Genomic DNA, 20,503 nt, shown 5'->3' with positions numbered 1-20,503 from the left:
CAATGGCGATGCCGGCCGACACCACTCTTGAAAGAGGAGCAAGACCCGTGAGCACTGGCTTTTTCGGCGATATCGCCAAGATCAAGTATGAAGGCCCTGAAAGCACCAACCCGCTCGCCTTCCGCCATTACAACAAGGACGAGGTCGTGCTCGGCAAGCGCATGGAAGACCACCTGCGTTTCGCGGTTGCCTACTGGCACACCTTCGTCTGGCCGGGCGGCGACCCCTTTGGCGGCCAGACCTTCGAGCGCCCCTGGTTCAAGGACGACATGGCGGCGGCCAAGCTGAAGGCCGATGTCGCCTTCGAATTCTTCGACCTGCTCGGCGTGCCCTTCTACTGCTTCCACGACGCCGACGTGCGCCCGGAAGGCAAAAGCTTCGTCGAGAATACGAAGAACCTCAACGAGATCGTCGACTACTTCGAAAAGAAGCAGGCCGAGACCGGCGTCAACCTGCTCTGGGGCACGGCGAACCTCTTCTCCAACCGCCGCTACATGTCGGGTGCGGCAACCAATCCGGACCCGGATGTCTTTGCCTTTGCCGCAGCGACGGTGAAAACCTGCCTTGACGCCACCAAGCGTCTCGGCGGCCAGAACTACGTGCTGTGGGGCGGACGCGAAGGCTACGAGACGCTGCTCAACACCGACATGAAACGCGAGCTCGATCAGCTCGGCCGCTTCGTCAACCTGGTCGTCGAGTACAAGCACAAGATCGGCTTCAAGGGCGCGATCCTGATCGAGCCGAAGCCGCAGGAACCGACCAAGCACCAGTACGACTACGACGTCGCGACGGTCTACGGCTTCCTCAAGAACTACGGCCTGGAAAACGAGGTGAAGGTCAATATCGAGCAGGGCCATGCGATCCTTGCCGGCCACTCCTTCGAGCACGAGCTGGCGCTTGCCAACGCGCTCGGCATCTTCGGCTCGATCGACATGAACCGCAACGACTATCAGTCCGGCTGGGATACCGACCAGTTCCCCAACAACGTGCCGGAAATGGCGCTCGCCTATTACCAGGTTCTGGCCGGCGGCGGCTTTGCCACCGGCGGTACGAACTTCGACGCCAAGCTGCGCCGCCAGTCGATCGACCCGGAAGACCTGCTGATTGGCCATATCGGCGGCATGGATTGCTGTGCCCGCGGCCTGAAGGCGGCGGCGAAGATGATCGAGGAAAAGGCGCTCTCGCAGCCGCTCGACCAGCGTTATGCCGGCTGGCAGGTGCCGGAAGCCAAGAAGATGCTCGACGGCGGCTTCTCGCTGGAGGAGATCGAGGCCTGGGTGCTGAAATCCGACCTCAACCCACAGCCGAAGTCCGGCAAGCAGGAGTTGCTGGAAAACGTCGTCAACCGCTACGTCTGAGCGGCGAGTGGTACATGCAACGGGCGGCCGGATCTTTCCGGCCGCTTTTGATTTTTGTCATATTTGCCACTCTGGATTTGTGTTTTTTCACAGCAGGAAATCCATGGCGCTTTCTGGTTGTTGCCGGAGCGCGGATTTCATGGAAATCTTATTCAGCAAATACTTATGTTCATGCGCAACCGTCGATAGCTGCGTGCTTTCAGCGGAGGCGGGTTTCGTGCTATCAAGATTCAATCATTAATAGCAGTATTTGTAATATACAATTTACAGTTATTTCTACTTTATAATGTGGTAAACGTCGGGTGCAGGGTACGCCGGACCTTCAGCTGCAGCGGCGACTTGTCATGCGTCCTGCCGCGGCTCCGGGGGAACTTTTCGCATGACCAGCTTCGATTCAAAAACAAAACTGCTGACCGAGCGGCTTCAGTTCGTCGATCTCGACGAGGTGCAACGGACGGCGCTCGCGCGCTCGCTGCCCGTCATTTCCGCCTCGCTGGATACGGCGCTGAACAAATTCTACGCCAAGGCGCGGGCTAATCCCGAGACGGCGCGCTTCTTTGCCAGCGACGCGCATGTGCAGGGGGCAAAGGCGCGACAGGCAAAACACTGGGAACTGATCGCATCGGCCCGGTTCGATGCGCAATATGTCGATGCCGTCACCACGATCGGCAAAACCCATGCGCGCCTCGGCCTGGAGCCGCGCTGGTACATCGGCGGTTATGCGCTGATCATCGAATCCATCCTCAAGAGCGTCATCGAGAGCCACCTGACGGGCTTCCTTCACCGCAACAAGGCAAAGGAGATCGGCACGGACGTGGCCGCCGTCGTCAAGGCGGCGATGGTCGACATGGACTATGCCATCTCGGTCTATCTCGAAGCTTTGCAGGAAGAGCGCGAGCGCTCCGAAGCCGAACGAGAGGTCTTGAACGGCCAGCAGGAAGACGCGCTTTCCGCGCTCGAAAACTGTCTGAAGCGCCTGGCCGATGGCGATTTGACCGCCGTCATCGCCCATGAACTCGCGCCGCAATTCGCAAGCCTCAGGTCCAACTTCAATGCGGCCCTCGGCAAGCTCGACCAGACTTTTGGCGCGATCGTGGGGGCTTCCGAAGAGACGGCCAACAATGCCGGCGAACTGGTGTCGGCGACGGACGACATGGCGCGGCGTACAGAGCAGCAGGCGGCCTCGCTCGAGGAGACGGCTGCAGCGCTCGAAGAGATTACCACGATTTCCAAGGAGGCGGCATCACGCGCCGAGGAGGCGCGGCGGGTGGTCGGAAACGCCACCGAAGAAGCGCGCAAATCCGGTGCGATCGTCGAACAGGCGGTGGCGGCGATGAGCGCGATCGAGGAATCCTCGCGCAAGATCACCCAGATCATCGGTGTCATCGACCAGATCTCCTTCCAGACCAACCTTCTGGCTCTCAATGCAGGCGTGGAGGCAGCGCGCGCGGGCGAGGCGGGCAAGGGTTTTGCCGTCGTCGCCCAGGAGGTGCGTGAGCTGGCGCAGAAATCGGCCGAAGCGGCACGCGAGATCAAGGAGCTGATCGACAAGTCGGCCGAGGACGTGCTGATGGGGGTGTCGCTGGTCAACAAGACGGGCGAGGCACTGCATCACATCGGCGACCAGGTGATCCACATCAACGGCCATATCGATGCGATCGCAGGCTCCGCCCGCGAGCAGTCGGCCGGCATGGCCGAGATCAATACGGCCGTCACCAACATGGACCAGATGACCCAGCAGAATGCGGCGATGGTGGAAGAGACCAGCGCTGCGACCCACACACTCATGCAGGTCAGCACCACGCTCAAGGGGCTGGTCGATCAGTTCACCGTATCCTCCGGGCGGCAAGGCAGGCCTACGCCTGCAACTGCCAACCGGCGTTACGGATGATCGTCTGAGGAGAGCGGCGGACGAGGGGGAAGGGGCGCCATGATGGCGCCCTTTCTCTTCGCGGGCCGACTGCCGGACGTGCACCGCAAGCGCTGATGCTCCATTTGCAACGCGGTTCGGCGGCCTGTCGGGCATAAGAAATGAAATCGATTACAAATGTTCGGGGAATCTATGCCTTCGCCGGTTGCCCCCTTGGAAAAATCTGGTAGCGTGCAGCGCCTGCAACGTTTCAGGCCTGTCATTTGTACCGGAAAAGCGACGAGCCTTGCGCCGTCGTCCGGCAATTGCTCGGACGGATCGAGCGATCTTCGGCCGTGCCATCGGGAGGAAAATCAGCATGAAGACCATCAAGGGGCCAGGGCTCTTTCTTGCGCAATTCGCAGGCGATGCGGCGCCGTTCAATTCCTGGGATGCGATCACCAAATGGGCGGCCGATTGCGGCTACAAGGGCGTGCAGGTGCCGAGCTGGGACGCGCGGCTGATCGATCTGAAAAAGGCTGCGACCTCGAAAGCCTATTGCGACGAGTTTGCCGGCACGGCGCGCGACAACGGCGTCGAGGTAACCGAGCTTTCGACCCATCTGCAGGGCCAGCTCGTCGCCGTGCATCCGGCCTATGATGAAGCCTTCGAGGGCTTTGCAGCACCCGAGGTGCGCGGCAATCCGAAAGCACGCCAGGCCTGGGCGGTGGAGCAGGTGAAGCTGGCGCTGACGGCCTCGAAGAATCTGGGCTTGAACGCCATGGCAAGCTTCTCCGGCGCGCTCGCCTGGCCCTTCGTCTATCCCTGGCCGCAGCGGCCGGCCGGCCTCGTCGAGACGGCCTTCGATGAGCTGGCCAAGCGCTGGAAGCCGATCCTCGACCACGCCGAAGATTGTGGCGTCGACGTCTGCTACGAGATCCATCCGGGCGAAGACCTGCACGACGGCATTACCTACGAGATGTTCTTGGAGCGCACCGGCAACCATGCCCGCGCCTGCATGCTCTACGACCCCTCGCACTACGTGCTGCAGTGCCTCGACTATCTCGACAATATCGACATCTACAAGGACCGCATCCGGATGTTCCACGTCAAGGATGCGGAGTTCAACCCGACCGGGCGCCAGGGCGTCTATGGCGGCTACCAGGGCTGGGTCAACCGTGCCGGGCGCTTCCGCTCGCTCGGCGACGGCCAGGTGGATTTCGGTGCTGTGTTCTCGAAGATGGCGGCCAATGATTTCGCCGGCTGGGCGGTGGTCGAGTGGGAATGCGCGCTGAAGCATCCGGAGGATGGGGCGAGGGAAGGTGCCGATTTCGTCAAGCACCACATCATCCGCGTTACCGAAAAGGCCTTCGACGACTTTGCCGATGGCGGCACGGACGAGGCGGCCAACCGGCGGATGCTCGGGATCTGAGGCCGGGCTGCGGACCCGGCGGCCCCTCACCCTAACCCTCTCCCCGCAGGCGGGGAGAGGGGACGTGCACGACCGCTGGCCGTTGTTCCTCCGGTACATGCTGCCATGGGTTATGTGGCGACGGGGTGCGGCAGTTCCCTTCTCCCCGAGCGGGGAGAAGGTGCCGGCTGGCGGATGAGGGGCAGCCCTCACCGCGCGGACGAGGGGCGGCCCAGAGAAAATCACAAGACACAGAATGGAAACAGGGGAGAAGACTATGGCAATCGAAGGAACGAGCGAGAAGCGCGAGCGTCGCATCCGGCTCGGTATGGTGGGCGGCGGCTCCGGCGCCTTCATCGGCGCGGTGCACCGTATCGCCGCCCGGCTCGACGATCACTATGAGCTGGTCGCCGGCGCGCTGTCGTCGACGCCGGACAAGGCGGAAAGCTCCGGCCGCGAGCTTGGGCTCGATCCGTCGCGCGTCTATTCCGACTTCAAGCAGATGGCGATCCGCGAGGCGAAGCTGAAGGACGGCATCGAGGCGGTGGCGATCGTCACCCCGAACCACGTGCACTACGCCGCGGCCAAGGAATTCCTGAAGCGGGGCATCCACGTGATCTGCGACAAGCCTCTGACCTCGACGCTTGGCGACGCGAAGAAGCTGAAGAAGGCGGCGGACGAGAGCGATGCGCTGTTCGTGCTGACGCACAACTACACCGGCTATCCGATGGTGCGACAGGCGCGCGAGATGGTCGCCAATGGCGAGATCGGCGCGGTGCGGTTGGTGCAGATGGAGTACCCGCAGGACTGGCTGACGGAAAACATCGAACAGTCCGGCCAGAAGCAGGCGGCCTGGCGCACCGATCCGGCGCGCTCCGGCGCCGGCGGTTCGACCGGCGACATCGGCACGCACGCCTACAATCTCGGCGCCTTCGTCTCGGGCCTCGAGCTGGAAGAACTCGCTGCCGATCTCGACAGCTTCGTTGGCGGCCGCCAGCTCGACGACAATGCCCATGTGATGATGCGCTTCAAGGCGAAGGACGGCGAGCGCGCCAAGGGTCTGCTCTGGTGCAGCCAGGTGGCGCCCGGCCACGAGAACGGCCTTATGGTGCGCGTCTACGGCACAAAGGGCGGGCTCGAATGGACGCAGAAGGACCCGAACTATCTCTGGTACACGCCGTTCGGCGAGCCGAAGCGCCTGCTCACGCGCGCCGGCGCCGGAGCGGGTGCGGCCGCAAACCGCGTCAGCCGCATTCCGTCGGGCCATCCGGAAGGCTATCTCGAAGGTTTCGCCAACATCTACACCGAGGCGGCGCGCGCCATATTTGCCAAGCGCAAGGGCGAGAAGATCGATCCGGCCGTCACCTATCCGACCATCGACGACGGCATGAAGGGCATGGTCTTCGTCGATGCCTGCGTCCAGTCATCCAAACGAAATGGGGCGTGGGTAAAGGTATAGCCAACGGCCAAAACCTGCGGAAGGGCGGGCTTTCCCGCCCTTTTTCGCGAGTTGACATTTGCCGGCATCGTTTTAGGTCGGCCCTCTACAAACCGAAAAACAAGGTCCCGCTGACAGCGGGGGCGGAACGAGACGAGACAAAGAGATGACCGATCCCAAGATCCTGGCAGAGCGCTTTCCGGGCGATTTCGTATTCGGGGTGGCGACCGCCTCGTTCCAGATCGAAGGCGCGACCAAGGCCGACGGACGCAAGCCGTCGATCTGGGATGCCTTTTCCAACATGCCGGGCCGTGTCTTCGGGCGTCACAACGGCGATGTCGCCTGCGACCACTACAATCGGCTGGAAGAAGATCTGGACCTGATCAAGAGCCTCGGCGTCGATGCTTACCGCTTTTCGATCGCCTGGCCGCGCATCATCCCTGAAGGCACCGGTCCGATCAACGAGAAGGGGCTCGACTTCTACGACCGTCTCGTCGACGGCCTCAAGGCCCGCAACATTAAGGCCTATGCCACGCTCTATCATTGGGACCTGCCGCTGGCGCTGATGGGCGATGGCGGCTGGACGGCGCGCACCACGGCCTATGCCTTCCAGCGTTATGCCAAGACGGTGATTGCTCGCCTCGGCGACCGGCTCGATGCGGTGGCGACCTTCAACGAGCCCTGGTGCTCGGTCTGGCTCAGCCACCTCTATGGCATCCATGCGCCGGGCGAGCGCAACATGGATGCAGCCCTGCATGCCTTGCACTTCACCAATCTGGCGCACGGCCTCGGCGTTGACGCCATCCGCTCCGAGCGGCCGAACCTGCCGACGGGCATCGTCATCAACGCGCATTCGGTCTATCCGGGCAGCGACAGTGCAGCCGACAAGAAAGCCGCCGACCGTGCCTTCGACTTCCACAACGGCGTCTTCTTCGGCCCGATCTTCAAGGGGGAGTACCCCGAAAGCTTCATGAGTGCGCTCGGCCATCGCATGCCGGCGATCGAAGACGGCGACATGGAGACGATCTCCCGGCCGCTCGACTGGTGGGGGCTCAACTACTACACGCCGATGCGGGTGAGCGACGATCCGGCCAAGGGCGCAGAATACCCGGCAACCATCAATGCCAAGCCGGTGAGCGAGACAAAGACGGATATCGGTTGGGAGGTTTACGCTCCCGCGCTCGGCAGCCTGGTCAAGACGCTGAACGCAAAATACGAGCTGCCGGACTGCTATATCACCGAGAACGGCGCCTGCTACAACATGGGCGTCGAGAACGGCATCGTCGACGACCAGCCGCGGCTCGACTACATCGCCGACCATCTGTCGGTGACGGCGGACCTGATCTCCGAGGGTTATCCGATGCGCGGCTATTTCGCCTGGAGCCTGATGGACAATTTCGAATGGGCCGAGGGTTACAAGATGCGTTTCGGCATCGTCCATGTCGACTACGACACCCAGGTCCGCACCATCAAGAAGAGCGGTCAGTGGTACCAGGCGCTGGCCGAACAGTTTCCGAAGGGCAACCACGTCTGACGCTTAAGCGGGCGGCTCGCCCGCCCGTGATGCCTCCGTGGTCCGGTCACTTCATCGCCGGACCGGCAGGACTTCCAGGCTCTGTCGGTCGAGCTGGGCCAGCACTTCCTTGAAGCCGTAACGCGGCTTCCAGTCGAGCTTTTCGATCGCAGCACTCGGGTCGTAGACCCTGTCGATGGTCGCGGGCAGCGACCAGTCGCGATCGGAAAAGGCTTGGCTCAGTTTTGGCGCACGTTCGCGCAAGAGCCCCGCCGCGTCCTCCGCCAGCCGGCGGCAATCCGTTGGAAGGAAGGGCGTTTCGCCCGAGATGATGTAGCGCTGAAAAGCCGGGCCGCCATTGTCGAGTGCTGCCACATGCGCGGCAGCCACGTCGCGCGCATCGATGCCGCGGTGCAGGCGGTAGCTTGCGATACGATCGGCGGCCTCCGGGAAACAGCGCGACATGCGCAACACCCGCACATGCAAAGCACGATCGGCGGCGTTTTCGAGCAGGGCTTCGGCTGCAAGCTTTGTGTGATGGTAGATCGTGTGCGGCTTCGGCGGCGTCTCCTCGGTGATCCAGGCGCATCCGCCTTCCGTGACCGCATGGCCGTAGAGTGCCGTTGTGCTGGTAAAGACGATGCGGCCGACGCCGGCGGCCTGGGCTGCGGCGATCACCAGATGCGTGCCCATCACGTTGACGCGCTCGAACTCCTGATCGGCAGCCGCATCCACATGCGGCGCGTGCAGCGCAGCCGTATGGATCACGGCGTCCGCTCCTTCCATCGCGCGCTCGAGCAGCTCGCCATCGACGAAGTCGCCGACGATGGCCGTGGTGCCGAACGGGGCACGATCGATGCCGATGACGTCATGGTCGTCAGCGGCGAGTGCGTTATAGATGGCTCTGCCGATGCGGCCGGAACTTCCGGTCAAGACGATGCGCATTTCTCACCTCGTAATCCTGTCCCTGCCCGTTAGCATGAAATGCGGTCGGCCACAGTCCGCCCGAACAAGGATATCCAAGATGGCGATTTGCGGGATGACGGTGCCCCGCCACGCAAAAGAGCATGGTTTTGCCGCTGTTTGCCATAATCAGGAAAATCATGCCTGTGAAAGGGCGTGGCAATTCTCCATAAGAGCCGTAGATTATGTCGCGTGCGGGCCATGCGGCGCCAAAGTTGAACTGACTGGTTGCTTGATGTTAGAGAAGTGCTCCCTGTTCCGAATGCGTTGTCGAATGTCGGCCTGACCAGACGCGCGTTCCATCCCGGCCAAGCCCGGGATCATGAGTTTTGAACATCCGAGAGCACTTATGTACCCGCACATTCCGACTGCGCCTCATTCGGGGATTTCCGAACGATGAGCGTTTCCGCCCAAAACGCCGCGCCATCGGCTGACGCGGCCGTCGTCTTCGACGGCGTTTCCAAGCATTTCCCCGCGTCCGGCACCAGCGGCGCCTTCACTGCGCTCGACAAGGTCTCGTTGACCGTCGATCGCGGCTCGATCACCGGCATCATCGGCCGTTCCGGCGCCGGCAAATCGACGCTGATCCGGCTGGTCAACGGGCTCGAAAAGCCGACGGGCGGCAAGGTGCTGGTCGACGGCGTCGATGTCGGCGGGCTCGACGAGGCGGCGCTGCGCAGCCTGCGCCGATCCGTCGGTATGATCTTCCAGCACTTCAACCTGCTGTCCTCGCGCACCGTGTTCGGAAACGTCGCGCTGCCGCTTGAAATCGCGGGCATGGACAAGCGCGCGATCGAACAGCGCGTGCTGCCGCTGCTCGATCTCGTCGGCCTTGCCGACAAGCACGGGCGCTATCCGGCCGAGCTTTCGGGTGGCCAGAAGCAGCGCATCGGCATTGCCCGGGCGCTTGCGACCGAGCCGAAGCTCCTGCTCTCCGACGAGGCGACCTCGGCGCTCGATCCGGAGACGACCCAGTCGATCCTGGAGCTGTTGAAGCGCATCAATGCCGATCTCGGCCTGACGGTGCTGCTCATCACCCACGAGATGGAAGTGGTGAAGGCGGTAACTTCGGATGTTGCCGTCATCGATCACGGCCGCATCGTCGAGCGTGGCCACACCTTCGATGTCTTCACTCATCCGAAGCACGAGACGACGCGGGCGCTGCTTTCGGGCCTGCCGGGCTCGAAGCTTCCAGACGCGGTCGCCCGCGCGCTGAAGCCTGCACCGGCCGCCGGCGATCGCGCCGTCGTGCGGCTGACCTTCTTTGGGGCGGCAGCCGAAAAGCCGCTGATCTCGCAGCTGATCAAGTCCGTCGGCGCCGAGGTCAACATCATCGCCGGCACGATCGACGAGATCGGCGGCGCCCCCTATGGCTCGCTGGTCGTCGCCTATGGCGCCGATGCCGAGACGTCCGGCCGCGCCGAACGCTTCTTTACCGAAAACGGTCTGGTCACGGAGGTGCTCGGTTATGTCGCCTGATATTCTCCTGCGCATCGGCGGCGCCACCGTCGACACGATCTACATGGTCGCCATCGCCGGCCTCATCGGCTCGCTGATCGGTGGGCCGATCGGCATCTTTCTCGCGACCAGCGGCAAGGGTGAGCTCTTCCCGGCGCCGACGCTCAACCGCATCGTCGGGCTGATCGTCAACGCCACGCGCTCGACGCCGTTCATCATCCTGGTCGTTGCCATCATTCCCTTCACCCGGCTTCTGACCGGCACCTCGATCGGCACGAAGGCTGCGATCGTGCCGCTGACGATCGCGACGATCCCGTTCGTCGCGCGGCTGGTGGAAGCGGCGATCCGCGAGATCGACAAGGGGCTGATCGAGGCGGCGCGGGCCATGGGGGCGACCCCGATGCAGATCGTCTTCAAGGTGCTGCTTGCCGAAGCGCGGCCGGCGCTGACCCTGGCGCTCACCATGACCGCCGTCAGCCTTATCGGCTATTCGGCCATGGTCGGCGCCGTTGGCGGCGGCGGGCTTGGCGACCTCGGCATCCGCTACGGCTACCAGCGTTTCATGCCCGACGTGATGCTCGTCGTCGTCATCGTGCTGATCGTGCTGGTGCAGCTCGTGCAGAGCGCCGGCGATGGCCTCGCGCGGCGCTTCGACAAGAAGAACCGCAAGACCTGATTTTCCTCCCAAGACTTAAACGTGAACAAGGAGACGACCATGAAGAAGCTCATCATCGCGGCAGCGATTGCCGCTCTTTCCGCCGGCGCGGCATTCGCCGAAACCATCAAGGTCGGCGTCACGCCGGGCGAACACGCCCAGATCATGGAGAAGGTGAAGGAAGTCGCAGCCCCCAAGGGCCTCGACATCGAGATCCTCGAATTCTCCGACTACGTCGTTCCGAACCAGGCTCTGGCTGACGGCGACCTCAACGCCAACTCGTTCCAGCACCAGCCCTATCTCGACAACCAGATCGCCGATCGCGGTTTCGACATCGTCAGCGTAGGCACGACCATCACCACCCCGATGGGCGTTTATTCGCAGAAGGTGAAGAGCCTCGACGAACTCACGGACGGCGCGACGATCGCCATCCCGAACGACCCGACCAATGGCGGCCGCGCGCTGCTCGTTCTCGCGTCCAAGGGCCTGATCAAGGTCAAGGAAGAGGCTGGCCTCAAGGTCACGCCGGCCGACATCACCGAGAACCCGAAGAACATTACCTTTGCCGAGCTCGACGCTGCCCAGCTGCCGCGCTCGCTGCAGGACGTCGATGCGGCCGTGATCAACACCAACTACGCGATGGAAGCCGGCCTGCATCCGAAGAAGGACGCAATCGCGATTGAAGGCGAAAAGTCGCCCTACGCCAACGTCATTGCCGTTCGCAAGGCCGACAAGGACGCGCCGTGGGTGAAGACGCTGGTCGAATCCTACCACGACGAAAAGGTGCGTGCCTTCATCAACGACACCTTCAAGGGCGCGCTGATCCCGAGCTGGTAAGCATCTCCGCTAAGCGAACCATCGACCGCGCGCCGCACCCCGGCGCGCGGTTTTTCTTTGACCGGACCGCGCGCAGCGTTATCCTCCGCCTGCCTTGAGGAGGGTAGGACATGGATGCGATGACGGGCGGATGTCTCTGCGGTGCGATCCGGTATGAGCTGAAGGCTCAGCCTCTCTTTTCCGGCTTCTGCCATTGCCGCGACTGCCAGCGTACGACCGGAACCGGCCATTGCTGCTATATGATCTTCGACCGCGCCGATGTGTCGATGTCGGGCGCGGGCCGCGGTTATGAGACGCGCGCCGAAAACGGCAATCCATCCGTTCGCTATTTCTGCGAGACCTGCGGCAGCCAGGTGTACGGCTCAGGTCCGCCGGATGATCCGCGTGTGTCGATCTATGCCGGCACGCTCGATGACCCCTCGGTGTTTCAGCCGACCGATGCGATCTTCACGCGCAGCCGGCATGAATGGGACCGCAGCGCGCTGGTGCTTGGGGAGTGCGAGGCGCTGCCGGGCTGACTGCGTTCGCTAGTGAAACTGCCCCTCTCCTCGGGTTAAACCCGAGGACTAACCCTCTCCCCGCAAGCGGGGCGAGGGGACGTGCCGCGCTGGGGCGCCACGGAGCTCTCTGTACCCGGGAACCCCGGGGACTGCCTGCAAGTCGCAGCCGAAAGCTGGGGTTAGCTTTGTGAGCAGGGGCGGTGCCGCAAGTCCCTTCGCCCCGCTTGCGGGGAGAAGGTGCCGGCAGGCGGATGAGGGGCATTACCGCGCAGATGAGGCGGCGAATCGGTCGTTCAGCTACCGAGGTGGCGCTCGCCGCGCTTCTTCGCAAGGTCGATCTGCTTCTGGCGCTGGCGGTAGCGTTCGCGGTCCTCGTCGGTGCGGACCTCGTGGCAATGAATGCAGGCGACGCCGTCTTCGTGGTGTGGTGAAGCCAGGTCAGCCTTGGTCAACGGCTGGCGGCAGGCGTGGCAGAGCGTGTGCTCGCCTTCCTCGAGGCCGTGGGTAACTGAAACGCGATCGTCGAAGACGAAGCAGGCGCCTTCCCACAGGCTCTCTTCCTGCGGCACTTCCTCGAGATATTTCAGGATGCCGCCCTTGAGATGGTACACCTCGTCGAAGCCCTGCTCCTTCATGAAGGCGGTCGCCTTCTCGCAGCGGATGCCGCCGGTGCAGTACATGGCGATCTTCGGCTTGTTGTGCAGGCCGGTGTTGTTGCGCACCCAGTCCGGGAACTCGCGGAAGGTCTTGGTGTTCGGATCGACCGCGCCCTTGAAGATGCCGATTGCCGTCTCGTAGTCGTTGCGCGTGTCGATGACGATCGTCTCGGGATCGGAGATCAACGCGTTCCAATCCTTCGGATCGACATAGGTGCCGACGATCTTGTTGGGGTCGATGTCCTCGACGCCCATGGTGACGATTTCCTTCTTCAGCCGCACCTTCATGCGCAGGAAAGGCATGGACGATGCGCGGCTTTCCTTGTGCTCCAATGCGCCGAACTCGGGCTGTGCGCGGAGGAAGGAAAGCACCGCGGTGATGCCGGCATCGGTGCCGGCGATCGTGCCGTTGATGCCTTCATGCGCCAGAAGCAGCGTTCCCTTGACGCCGTTTTCGTCGCAGACGGCCTGCAGCGGCTCGCGGAATTCGGCGAAGCGCGGAAAGCTTGCGAAATGATAGAGCGCGGCCACCAGGAACTGGCCATGCGTCTCACCATGGGTCTGGGCGAGCGGGGTCGTGGAAATGTCGGTCATGGCCCGTGCAAATACAGCTTTCGCGCCGCAAGCGCAATCGCGGCGGGGCCCATGGGCACTCTGTCGCGGCGCGGACAGTCGCCCCGCCCGCCGAACTTTCGCCGAAACATCAGCGCGCGGCGTCGAGCCAGAGCAACCGGATCGTTCGGCTTTCGTCGTCCGGTTCCTCCTGGAAGACCTCGGCGGCGAGATCAAGAGCGTGCTTGCGCAAGCTTCCCTGTCGGTCGATGACGGCCGCGATGAGGTGGGCCTGATCCTGACTGTTGCCGGCAAGACCCGGATCCTCGTTGATCAACTGGGTCATGACCGCGAGATCGTTGAGGTGCCCGAGCGTGTCGACCAGCGCTTTGGCCTCGGCGCGCTTGGCCTGCAGGGCGGAAGGCCAGACCGCGTGCATCAGGCCGAGATGCATGCGGTAGTCCTGCGCCCGCTTTCGCAGCTCGTGGAACGCCGGGGCTTCCGAGGTCTCGCTGCATGCCTGCCTGGCGCGCTTGGCCCGCTTCAGAGTGCGCCGCCATCCCTTTGTCAGCCGGTTTGCGGTCTTGCGGCGTCGATCGTCGAATGTCACCTGGCTGAGGGCCTGCAGTGCCTGCTCGCAGCGCACGATGGTGGCTGCCACGCGGTCCTCGATATCGGTCGCGCTTTCAGTGATGCGGTCCCGGCGTGTCGTCAGCCGCTCGCAGACATGGGCGAGCGCCCGTTCTTCCTCCTCGTTGCAAGCGGCTGCCTTGAGGTAATGGGCGTTCTCGACCAGTGCGGCCGCGTCCCGAACGGTTGAGAGGTTGCGGGCCATGTCGCGGATGCGCGCATTTTCGTGCTTCTGAAAAAGCGGCACGTCCGCTGCGACGAGACGGTACAGCGAGCGCAGGCGCTTGAAGTTCTTGCGGGCCTCGTGGATCGCCTCGTGCATGCCGTCGGGCCGATCTTCGAGCGTCATGACCGCTTGTGTCAGCTGTTCGGCGGCGATCGCGCGGAAGTCTTCCGAAAAAGGCCGTCCAGGTTCGAAGGCGTAGGTCATGGCTGCGGTTCCGTCAGTCCTTCGGTGGCGAGGGACTGGTTGGAGTAGCGGCGATCGCCCGTGATTTCCTGCCCGACCCAATCGGGAAGCGCCGGCATGTCGGTCTCGCGCTTCATTTCGACTTCCGCAACGACGAGGCCTTTAAGGGCGCCTCCATAGACGTCGACTTCCCAGGTGAACCCCTTGTGTGGCACCCGGTAGCGCCTCTTCTCGATGACGATCCCGACCGCCTGGGTCAGCATCTCGCGGGCATCGTCCATCGGCAGGTCGTATTCGTATTCGTTCCTGACGAGCGCCGACTTGCCGATCTTGATGGTGAGGCGCGCCCATTTGTCGCCGTGGATGCGCACGCGTAGCGAGCGGTCGTCCATGGTCACGACATAGGCCTGCCTGAGGTCAATGCCCTTGTCGGCACGCTCCCGCCATCCGTCGGAAGCGACCAGAAATTTGCGCTCTATTTCCTTCGCCATGGAAAATCCGCCATTTCAGGGGCCCGCGGCCACCAACCTATCGCTTTCGCGCAAAGGCTCAAGTCATCTCTTTGTCGCAAGTTGCATATTACCCTTGCCTTACATGCGAAAGCCGCGCTCCCGCCGCCTTGGGTCTCGACAACCGGTGGCCGGGGGAGTATGCGGAGGGCATATTCAATCGTTTTAAAAAGGACGATCGGCATGAGCGCGAAATCCGACAGGCTTCTTTCAACCCTCAAACTGGCGCCGGTCGTTCCGGTTCTGGTGATCGACGACGTGGCGACCGCCGTTCCGCTGGCGCGCGCGCTTGTTGCCGGCGGTTTGAAGGCGATCGAGATCACCTTGCGCACGCCGGCCGCACTCGAAGCGATCCGCGCCGTTGCCAACGAAGTCGAAGGTGCCGTTGCCGGCGCCGGTACGATCCTCAACGCCGCCCAGTTCGAAGCGGCGGTCGAAGCTGGCTCGAAGTTCATCGTCAGCCCCGGCACGACGCAGGAACTGATCGACGTGGCCAACGACCACGAGGTGCCGCTTTTGCCGGGTGCTGCGACGGCGAGCGAAGTCATGGGCCTGCGTGAAGAAGGCTACAACGTCATGAAGTTCTTCCCGGCCGAGCAGGCCGGCGGCGCCGCTTACCTCAAGTCGCTGTCCTCGCCGCTTGCCGGCACGCTCTTCTGCCCGACGGGCGGCATTTCCCTTGCCAATGCGCGCGACTATCTGACGCTGCCCAACGTTGTTTGCGTCGGTGGTTCCTGGGTTGCGCCGAAGGAACTGGTTGCCAAGGGCGACTGGGCCGGCATCACCAAGCTCGCGGCAGAAGCCTTCGTGCTCAAGGGCTGAGCGGCAAGCAACGCCTTCCGTTTTTTGAAAGGCCGGGCGGAGAGCCCGGCCTTTTTCTTTGGCTGGACGGCGTCGCTCGCCTCTGGCGCGAATTTGTATTTTCCCTGCAACGTTCCTATGTCTCAATCCATTCAGCGACGGGCGCGCGGGCGGCGCACCCTTGCGCTCGTCTTCAACCGCCCGGAACCGACAAGGAGCGAAACCCGATGTTCGACGCGAAGAAATTGCTGGATCAGTTTCTGGGATCGCAGGTGCCCGGTGCCGGCGGCACGGTGCGCGATCGCGCGACCCAGGCGACGCAGCTTGCCAAGGACAATCCGCTGGCGAGCGGCGCCATTGCCGCTGTTCTGCTCGGTACCAAGTCGGGTCGCCAGCTGGCGGGCAACGCCGCCGTGCTCGGTGGTCTCGCGGCGATCGCCGGTCTCGGTTACCAGGCCTACAAGAATTATCAGGCCGGCAACACACCCGGCGGCGCAACGGTCGCCAAAGGCGACCCGGAACTTCTGCCGCCGCCGGCCGATTCCGGTTTCGCCTCCGCGCCGGAAGCCGTCAGCCATGATTTTGCGCTGACGCTGGTGCGCGCGATGATCGCCGCTTCGCGCGCCGATGGGCATATCGACGATGCCGAGCGCCAGCATATCATGGACAAGCTGTCGGTATCGGGCCTCTCGGCCGATGCCGCGAGCTTCCTCGAAGGCGAACTTGCCAACCCCGTCGATATCGACGCGATCGTCGGCGCGACAAAGACCGAAGAGGAGCGGGTAGAGGTCTACACCGCGTCGCGCCTGACGATCGAACCGGAAACCCGTGCGGAGCGTGGCTATCTCGACCTGCTTGCCGGCCGTCTCGGTCTTCCCGATGCGCTGGTCGATCACATCGAGGCGACGGTTTCGGCCGCCAAGGTGCCGGCCACCGCGTAGGGGATCGGTTCTGCCGGCACGGTTTCATCACCGGTTCGAACAGGGTTCATCACCAGTTTGAATTTGTGTCGGCCGCCACTCTGGCCTATGCCGAAGGGCAGGGATGAAGGAGGAGCGGCCGATGCGAGATCTGACGAACTGGAAAGGGTGCCCGGCGCCGAAGGGCGTCGCACTCGAGGGGCGCTTCGTCAAGCTTGAGCCCTATGAGCGCGACCGGCATCTGCAGGATCTCTGGGATGGCCTCGGCGGCATGGCGATCAACCCGCTGCTGAAATATTTCGCGCAGCCGGACTTCGCCGGGATCGAGGACTTCGACGCGTGGCTGACGGCGGCTCAGCAGAAGTCCAGCTGGGTCACCGAGGTGTTCCGCGACCAGGCAACCGGCATTGTCGTCGGCATGGCCAACTACATGCGCCCCGATCCGGCCAATGGCGTCGTCGAGGTTGGCTCCGTGGCGCATGGCGCGGCCATGGCGCGTTCGCCGCTTTCGACCGAAGTCCACTACCTGATGGCAAAACACGTCTTTGAGGATCTGGGCTACCGCCGCTACGAATGGAAGTGCAACAGCGAGAACATGGCCAGCCGTCAGACGGCGGCACGCCTCGGTTTCACTTTCGAAGGCATTTTCCGGCAGCACATGATTTCCAAGGGCGGCAACCGCGACACGGCCTGGTTTTCGATGGTCGATAGCGAATGGCCGCTGCTCAATGCCGCATTCGAAAGCTGGCTTGCAGCTGATAATTTCGATGAAGACGGTCGCCAGAAGCGGCGGCTTGAAGATATTCGCTCGGACCTGGAGCGGCAGGCGTCGAAATAGGCGCCGGTTGCTCAGGCCGCAGCAGACAACAGCAGGGAAGTCATGCAGAACAAGGAAAAGTCACCGGCGATCGCCGCTGCGATCATTCTCGTCGTCGCCGGCCTCGGCTTCTTCGTGTTGCCGTCGATCATGCTCAAGCTCGGCGATATTTCGCCCTGGCTTGCCGCCGCCTTCGGCGTGATTTTCGTTCTCGGCTTCTTCCTGCTCTTCTGGCTCCGCGCGCGCTACCAGCGCAAGCGCGGACTGTGACGGCCTGATCAGGCCGTCTGTGTCAGCTCTGTATCGCCGCGCCGAGCAGCGCCAATCCCAGCAACAGAACAAGGGCAGCGCCGGCGATCTCGATACCGTTCGAGATCCGGGCGGCCGCAGCGCCGTTTGCCGCATAGCGGAGCGCAAAGCCCTTGGCGGTGACGGCCATGGTCGCGAGGATCGAGACAGTGATCGCCGTGCCGATCGACATGGCAAAGACCGAAAGCACGCCGCCGAGGTAAAGCCCGTTCAGGAGTGCGAAGGACAGCACGATCAGCGCGCCGGAGCAGGGACGCAGGCCGACGGCGATGACCGCCGACCAGGCTTCGCGCAGTGCAAAACGATCGCCCTTCAGCATCGACGGATCGGGCGCGTGCGCATGGCCGCAGCTTGCGCAGACTTCGCCCGGCCCATGGCTGTGCCCGTGGTGATCATGATGGTGGCTGTGATGGTGATCGTGATGATCGTGATGGTGATCGTGCGCGAGATGGACCTGCCCGCCGCCGGCCACGGAAGCCACGGCGACCGGACGCAGCATCGACCGTAGCTTGCGCAGGAGAAGCCAGCCGCCGAAGGCAGCAATCAGCGCGTAGCTCGCAATCTCCAGCCAGCGCGTCGCGCTGGTCATGCTGATCGAGGTGCCGCGCAGGATGAGGTAGACGGCGCCGATCAAAAGGATCGCGACCACGCCCTGCAGGAGCGAGGAAAGGAAGGAGAGCAGCACGCCGCGCTTCAGTTCCGTCTCGTTGGCGATCATGTAGGAGGAGATCACCGCCTTGCCATGGCCGGGGCCAGCGGCATGCAGCACGCCATAGGTGAAGGACAGGCCGACCAGCGACCAGAGCTGCCAGGGGTTCTCACGCATCCCCTTCAGCGCGTTGGTCATCAGCCGATAGAAGCCCTGCTGCTCCATGTTGATCCAGGCGAAGAAGCCGCCGAGAAAACCGGTCGTCTTGAACGCCGGCTCGGCCGTGCCGATGCCGAGGGGCGACTGGGCCGCGGCGATCGTTGCGGAGAGCGCCGTGACGATGAGCGCTGCCGTGACCAGGCGTCCAATCCCGCGGGTATTCAGCATGTGATCTCAATCCTGGTTGCAAAGAGCTTCGACATGTCGGTGCCCGTCGGATCGCTCCAGAAGGCATCGGTCAAGGTGTCCTTGTTCTCGGCGAGAACTTCGTCGGGATCAGGGCGGACGACCTTGTGCTCACAGGCATTGATCTTGTCGCCGACGACCGTCAGGTCATCGTCGTTCGCGAAGTCCATCGCGGTATACATCGTCGGATCGTAGACGCCGAAGGAGAGTTTGCCCTTGAGCGGCATCGGCTCGGCCGGCTTGACCGCGAACATCATCAGCAGTTGCCCGTCCTTGTAATCGACGGTGATGTGGTCCGGTTTGTTGACCTTGATGGTTTTGCCGTTGTCGAGGATCGTCGTGTAGTAATTGTACTCGGACAGGGACTCCATCACCGTCTGGCCGACTTCCGCCAGCTCGTCCGGATCGAGTGTCGCGTTCGAGTTCTTGTCGAAATCGAGCACGACGCTGGAGGAGAACAGTTCGTCGAAGCGCCAGACGTTGCGGAGTTCGCTGATCTCGTCCTTGTCGTCGGAGACCACCTCGAGGCGCGCTTCCGCAAAGATATGCGGGTGAGCAAAGGCCAGCGACGGGGCAGCCAAGGTGGCAAGGCCGGCCATGACGAGGCATTTGGTTCTCATGTGGCGGCAATCCTTTCGGCTGGAGCGATCGCTCCGCGATTCGTTTCCGGGAATGTACCGGAAATGGGACGGAATTGGGACTTTGAGGCTTAGGTGCCCGATCACCGCGGCTTGCGGAACCAGGCGTGGAGGAAGTCGACGAGGGTCCTGATCTTGGCCGGGAGGTAGCGGCGATGCGGATAGATCGCATAGATGCCGCGGTCGCGGGGCAGGAAATCGTCGAACAGCGTCACGAGTTCGCCGGTGGCGACTTTCGGGCGGGCGATGAAATCCGGGATGATCGATACGCCGAGGCCGGAGACGGTGGCCCTGAGGGCGGCAAGCGGGCTGTTGACTTCGATCGGGCCGCTGACGGGCACGGTAAAGGCCGAACCGTCAGGCTCGACGAAGCGCCAGTTGGAATAGGAGCGGCCGTTCGTATCAAGAATGCAGGGCAGCTTGGAAAGGTCCGTCGGGTGAGCGATCGGGCCAGCCTTTTCCAGGAATTCGGGGGCGGCGCAGATCAGCACCTGGAAATCGTCGAGCTTGCGGGCGATCAGCGTCGAATCTTCGAGCCGGGTGATGCGGATGGCGACATCGAAGCCTTCCTCGACCAGATCGACGAACCGGTCGTCGGAGATGATTTCGAGCGAGAGTTCGGGATGCTGCTTGCCGAAATCGACCAGCGACTGGCCGATCTCCGCATCGACGAAGGTGCGCGGCGCGGTGATGCGCAGCCGCCCCTTGAGGTCGGAATTGTTGGCGCGCACGAGGTCGGCGAGATTGTCGATCTCCTTCAGGATCTCCGACGCGGTGCGGTAATAGGTGTGGCCGGCCTCGGTCAGCGAGAATTGCCGCGTCGTGCGGTTGAGGAGCAGCGCACCGAGTTCATCCTCGAGCTCGCGCACATATTTGGAAAGCAGCGCCTTCGACTTGCCGACGCGCCTTGCGGCGGCCGAGAACCCCTCGGCGTCCACGACATCGATAAAGGCGCGGATACGGGTGAGTGTGTCCATGGCGATCTTTCTTTCGTGCTCTCAATCGTGCTTCGCCGATTCGCCGGCGAGGGCCTCTTTCCGCGCCGATGATGCCGGCGGCAGATTGTCCGTCGCTTGCGTCATCGCGCCGGGTTCTGGCAGTGGCCCCGGTTTCTCAAAATAATAGCTTTCTTTCAATGCTTTAGATCGGTGATTGATCCGGTGGTTGTCGTTCAGGATTTGTGAACATCGACAGTTTTGCCCGGCTGGAAAAAAATTCAACCGCGG

At 63.0% G+C, this 20,503-nt stretch carries 20 protein-coding genes; 13 read left to right on the top strand and 7 right to left on the bottom strand.

The annotated features are described in order from the left end of the window. Positions 1–47: 47 nt before the first annotated feature. The 5 genes from xylA (at position 48) to M2267_RS12185 (ending at position 7,590) form a co-directional block, all read left to right on the top strand. On the top strand, positions 48–1,358 hold the full coding sequence (gene xylA / locus M2267_RS12205; RefSeq protein ID WP_429114764.1) for a xylose isomerase: 1,311 nt from the start codon (positions 48–50) through the stop codon (positions 1,356–1,358). A 379-nt stretch (positions 1,359–1,737) separates the two neighbouring features. After that, entirely contained in the window at positions 1,738–3,249 is a 1,512-nt protein-coding gene (locus M2267_RS12200) for a globin-coupled sensor protein (protein WP_052201834.1), read from the top strand. A gap of 337 nt (positions 3,250–3,586) precedes the next feature. Then, positions 3,587–4,639 (top strand): sugar phosphate isomerase/epimerase family protein, encoded by a 1,053-nt coding sequence (locus M2267_RS12195; RefSeq protein WP_429114763.1) that lies wholly within the window; start codon positions 3,587–3,589, stop codon positions 4,637–4,639. 256 nt (positions 4,640–4,895) lie between these two features. After that, the gene (locus tag M2267_RS12190) at positions 4,896–6,077 is read left to right on the top strand and encodes a Gfo/Idh/MocA family protein (protein ID WP_429114762.1); all 1,182 of its coding nucleotides are present in this window, start codon (positions 4,896–4,898) and stop codon (positions 6,075–6,077) included. Positions 6,078–6,222: 145 nt separating this feature from the next. Next, positions 6,223–7,590 (top strand): GH1 family beta-glucosidase, encoded by a 1,368-nt coding sequence (locus M2267_RS12185; RefSeq protein WP_429114761.1) that lies wholly within the window; start codon positions 6,223–6,225, stop codon positions 7,588–7,590. 51 nt (positions 7,591–7,641) lie between these two features. Here the strand turns inward: M2267_RS12185 and M2267_RS12180 are convergent, their stop codons facing one another. Continuing rightward, positions 7,642–8,514 carry an NAD-dependent epimerase/dehydratase family protein gene (locus tag M2267_RS12180; RefSeq protein ID WP_429114760.1) on the bottom strand — a complete coding sequence of 291 codons (873 nt, stop codon included), beginning with the start codon at positions 8,512–8,514 and terminating at the stop codon, positions 7,642–7,644. A gap of 414 nt (positions 8,515–8,928) precedes the next feature. Between M2267_RS12180 and M2267_RS12175 the strand changes: the two genes are divergently transcribed. From M2267_RS12175 to M2267_RS12160, 4 genes are all read left to right on the top strand, one after another. Beyond that, positions 8,929–10,011, top strand: a complete 1,083-nt coding sequence (locus tag M2267_RS12175; protein ID WP_429114759.1) for a methionine ABC transporter ATP-binding protein — start codon at positions 8,929–8,931, stop codon at positions 10,009–10,011. Next, positions 10,001–10,666, top strand: coding sequence for a methionine ABC transporter permease (locus tag M2267_RS12170; RefSeq protein ID WP_192450810.1), 666 nt, complete (start codon positions 10,001–10,003; stop codon positions 10,664–10,666). Before M2267_RS12175 ends, M2267_RS12170 begins: the two co-directional genes overlap by 11 nt. Before the next feature lie 39 nt (positions 10,667–10,705). Then, positions 10,706–11,482: a MetQ/NlpA family ABC transporter substrate-binding protein gene (locus tag M2267_RS12165; protein ID WP_402325609.1), complete on the top strand. Its 777-nt coding sequence runs from the start codon at positions 10,706–10,708 to the stop codon at positions 11,480–11,482. Between the two features lie 110 nt (positions 11,483–11,592). Beyond that, positions 11,593–12,000: a GFA family protein gene (locus M2267_RS12160; protein ID WP_429114758.1), complete on the top strand. Its 408-nt coding sequence runs from the start codon at positions 11,593–11,595 to the stop codon at positions 11,998–12,000. A gap of 275 nt (positions 12,001–12,275) precedes the next feature. Here the strand turns inward: M2267_RS12160 and M2267_RS12155 are convergent, their stop codons facing one another. The 3 genes from M2267_RS12155 to M2267_RS12145 form a co-directional block, all read right to left on the bottom strand. Beyond that, positions 12,276–13,232, bottom strand: coding sequence for a rhodanese-related sulfurtransferase (locus tag M2267_RS12155; protein WP_429114757.1), 957 nt, complete (start codon positions 13,230–13,232; stop codon positions 12,276–12,278). Between the two features lie 109 nt (positions 13,233–13,341). Further along, complete coding sequence (locus tag M2267_RS12150; RefSeq protein WP_429114756.1) at positions 13,342–14,250, bottom strand: CHAD domain-containing protein; 909 nt, start codon at positions 14,248–14,250, stop codon at positions 13,342–13,344. Then, the gene (locus M2267_RS12145) at positions 14,247–14,720 is read right to left on the bottom strand and encodes a CYTH domain-containing protein (protein ID WP_034786982.1); all 474 of its coding nucleotides are present in this window, start codon (positions 14,718–14,720) and stop codon (positions 14,247–14,249) included. The genes M2267_RS12150 and M2267_RS12145 overlap by 4 nt, the downstream gene beginning before the upstream one ends. Positions 14,721–14,921: 201 nt before the next feature. Between M2267_RS12145 and M2267_RS12140 the strand changes: the two genes are divergently transcribed. The 4 genes from M2267_RS12140 (at position 14,922) to M2267_RS12125 (ending at position 17,546) form a co-directional block, all read left to right on the top strand. Next, positions 14,922–15,560 carry a 2-dehydro-3-deoxy-phosphogluconate aldolase gene (locus M2267_RS12140; protein WP_043619547.1) on the top strand — a complete coding sequence of 213 codons (639 nt, stop codon included), beginning with the start codon at positions 14,922–14,924 and terminating at the stop codon, positions 15,558–15,560. Between the two features lie 206 nt (positions 15,561–15,766). Beyond that, positions 15,767–16,480, top strand: a complete 714-nt coding sequence (locus tag M2267_RS12135; protein ID WP_429114755.1) for a tellurite resistance TerB family protein — start codon at positions 15,767–15,769, stop codon at positions 16,478–16,480. Positions 16,481–16,601: 121 nt separating this feature from the next. Then, the gene (locus tag M2267_RS12130; protein WP_429114754.1) at positions 16,602–17,297 is read left to right on the top strand and encodes a GNAT family N-acetyltransferase; all 696 of its coding nucleotides are present in this window, start codon (positions 16,602–16,604) and stop codon (positions 17,295–17,297) included. Between the two features lie 42 nt (positions 17,298–17,339). Beyond that, complete coding sequence (locus M2267_RS12125; protein ID WP_034786975.1) at positions 17,340–17,546, top strand: hypothetical protein; 207 nt, start codon at positions 17,340–17,342, stop codon at positions 17,544–17,546. 22 nt (positions 17,547–17,568) lie between these two features. Here the strand turns inward: M2267_RS12125 and M2267_RS12120 are convergent, their stop codons facing one another. From M2267_RS12120 to M2267_RS12110, 3 genes are all read right to left on the bottom strand, one after another. After that, the gene (locus tag M2267_RS12120) at positions 17,569–18,621 is read right to left on the bottom strand and encodes a nickel/cobalt transporter (RefSeq protein WP_429114753.1); all 1,053 of its coding nucleotides are present in this window, start codon (positions 18,619–18,621) and stop codon (positions 17,569–17,571) included. After that, on the bottom strand, positions 18,615–19,259 hold the full coding sequence (locus M2267_RS12115) for a DUF1007 family protein (protein WP_429114752.1): 645 nt from the start codon (positions 19,257–19,259) through the stop codon (positions 18,615–18,617). Before M2267_RS12115 ends, M2267_RS12120 begins: the two co-directional genes overlap by 7 nt. A gap of 101 nt (positions 19,260–19,360) precedes the next feature. Further along, positions 19,361–20,254, bottom strand: coding sequence for a LysR family transcriptional regulator (locus tag M2267_RS12110; protein ID WP_429114751.1), 894 nt, complete (start codon positions 20,252–20,254; stop codon positions 19,361–19,363). Between the last annotated feature and the right edge of the window lie 249 nt (positions 20,255–20,503).

This window comes from Ensifer sp. KUDG1 (assembly GCF_050434285.1).
Taxonomy (GTDB): domain Bacteria; phylum Pseudomonadota; class Alphaproteobacteria; order Rhizobiales; family Rhizobiaceae; genus Ensifer.
The sequence above is the reverse complement of the archived record's forward strand: the minus strand, read 5'-3'. Positions and strand labels throughout refer to the sequence as shown.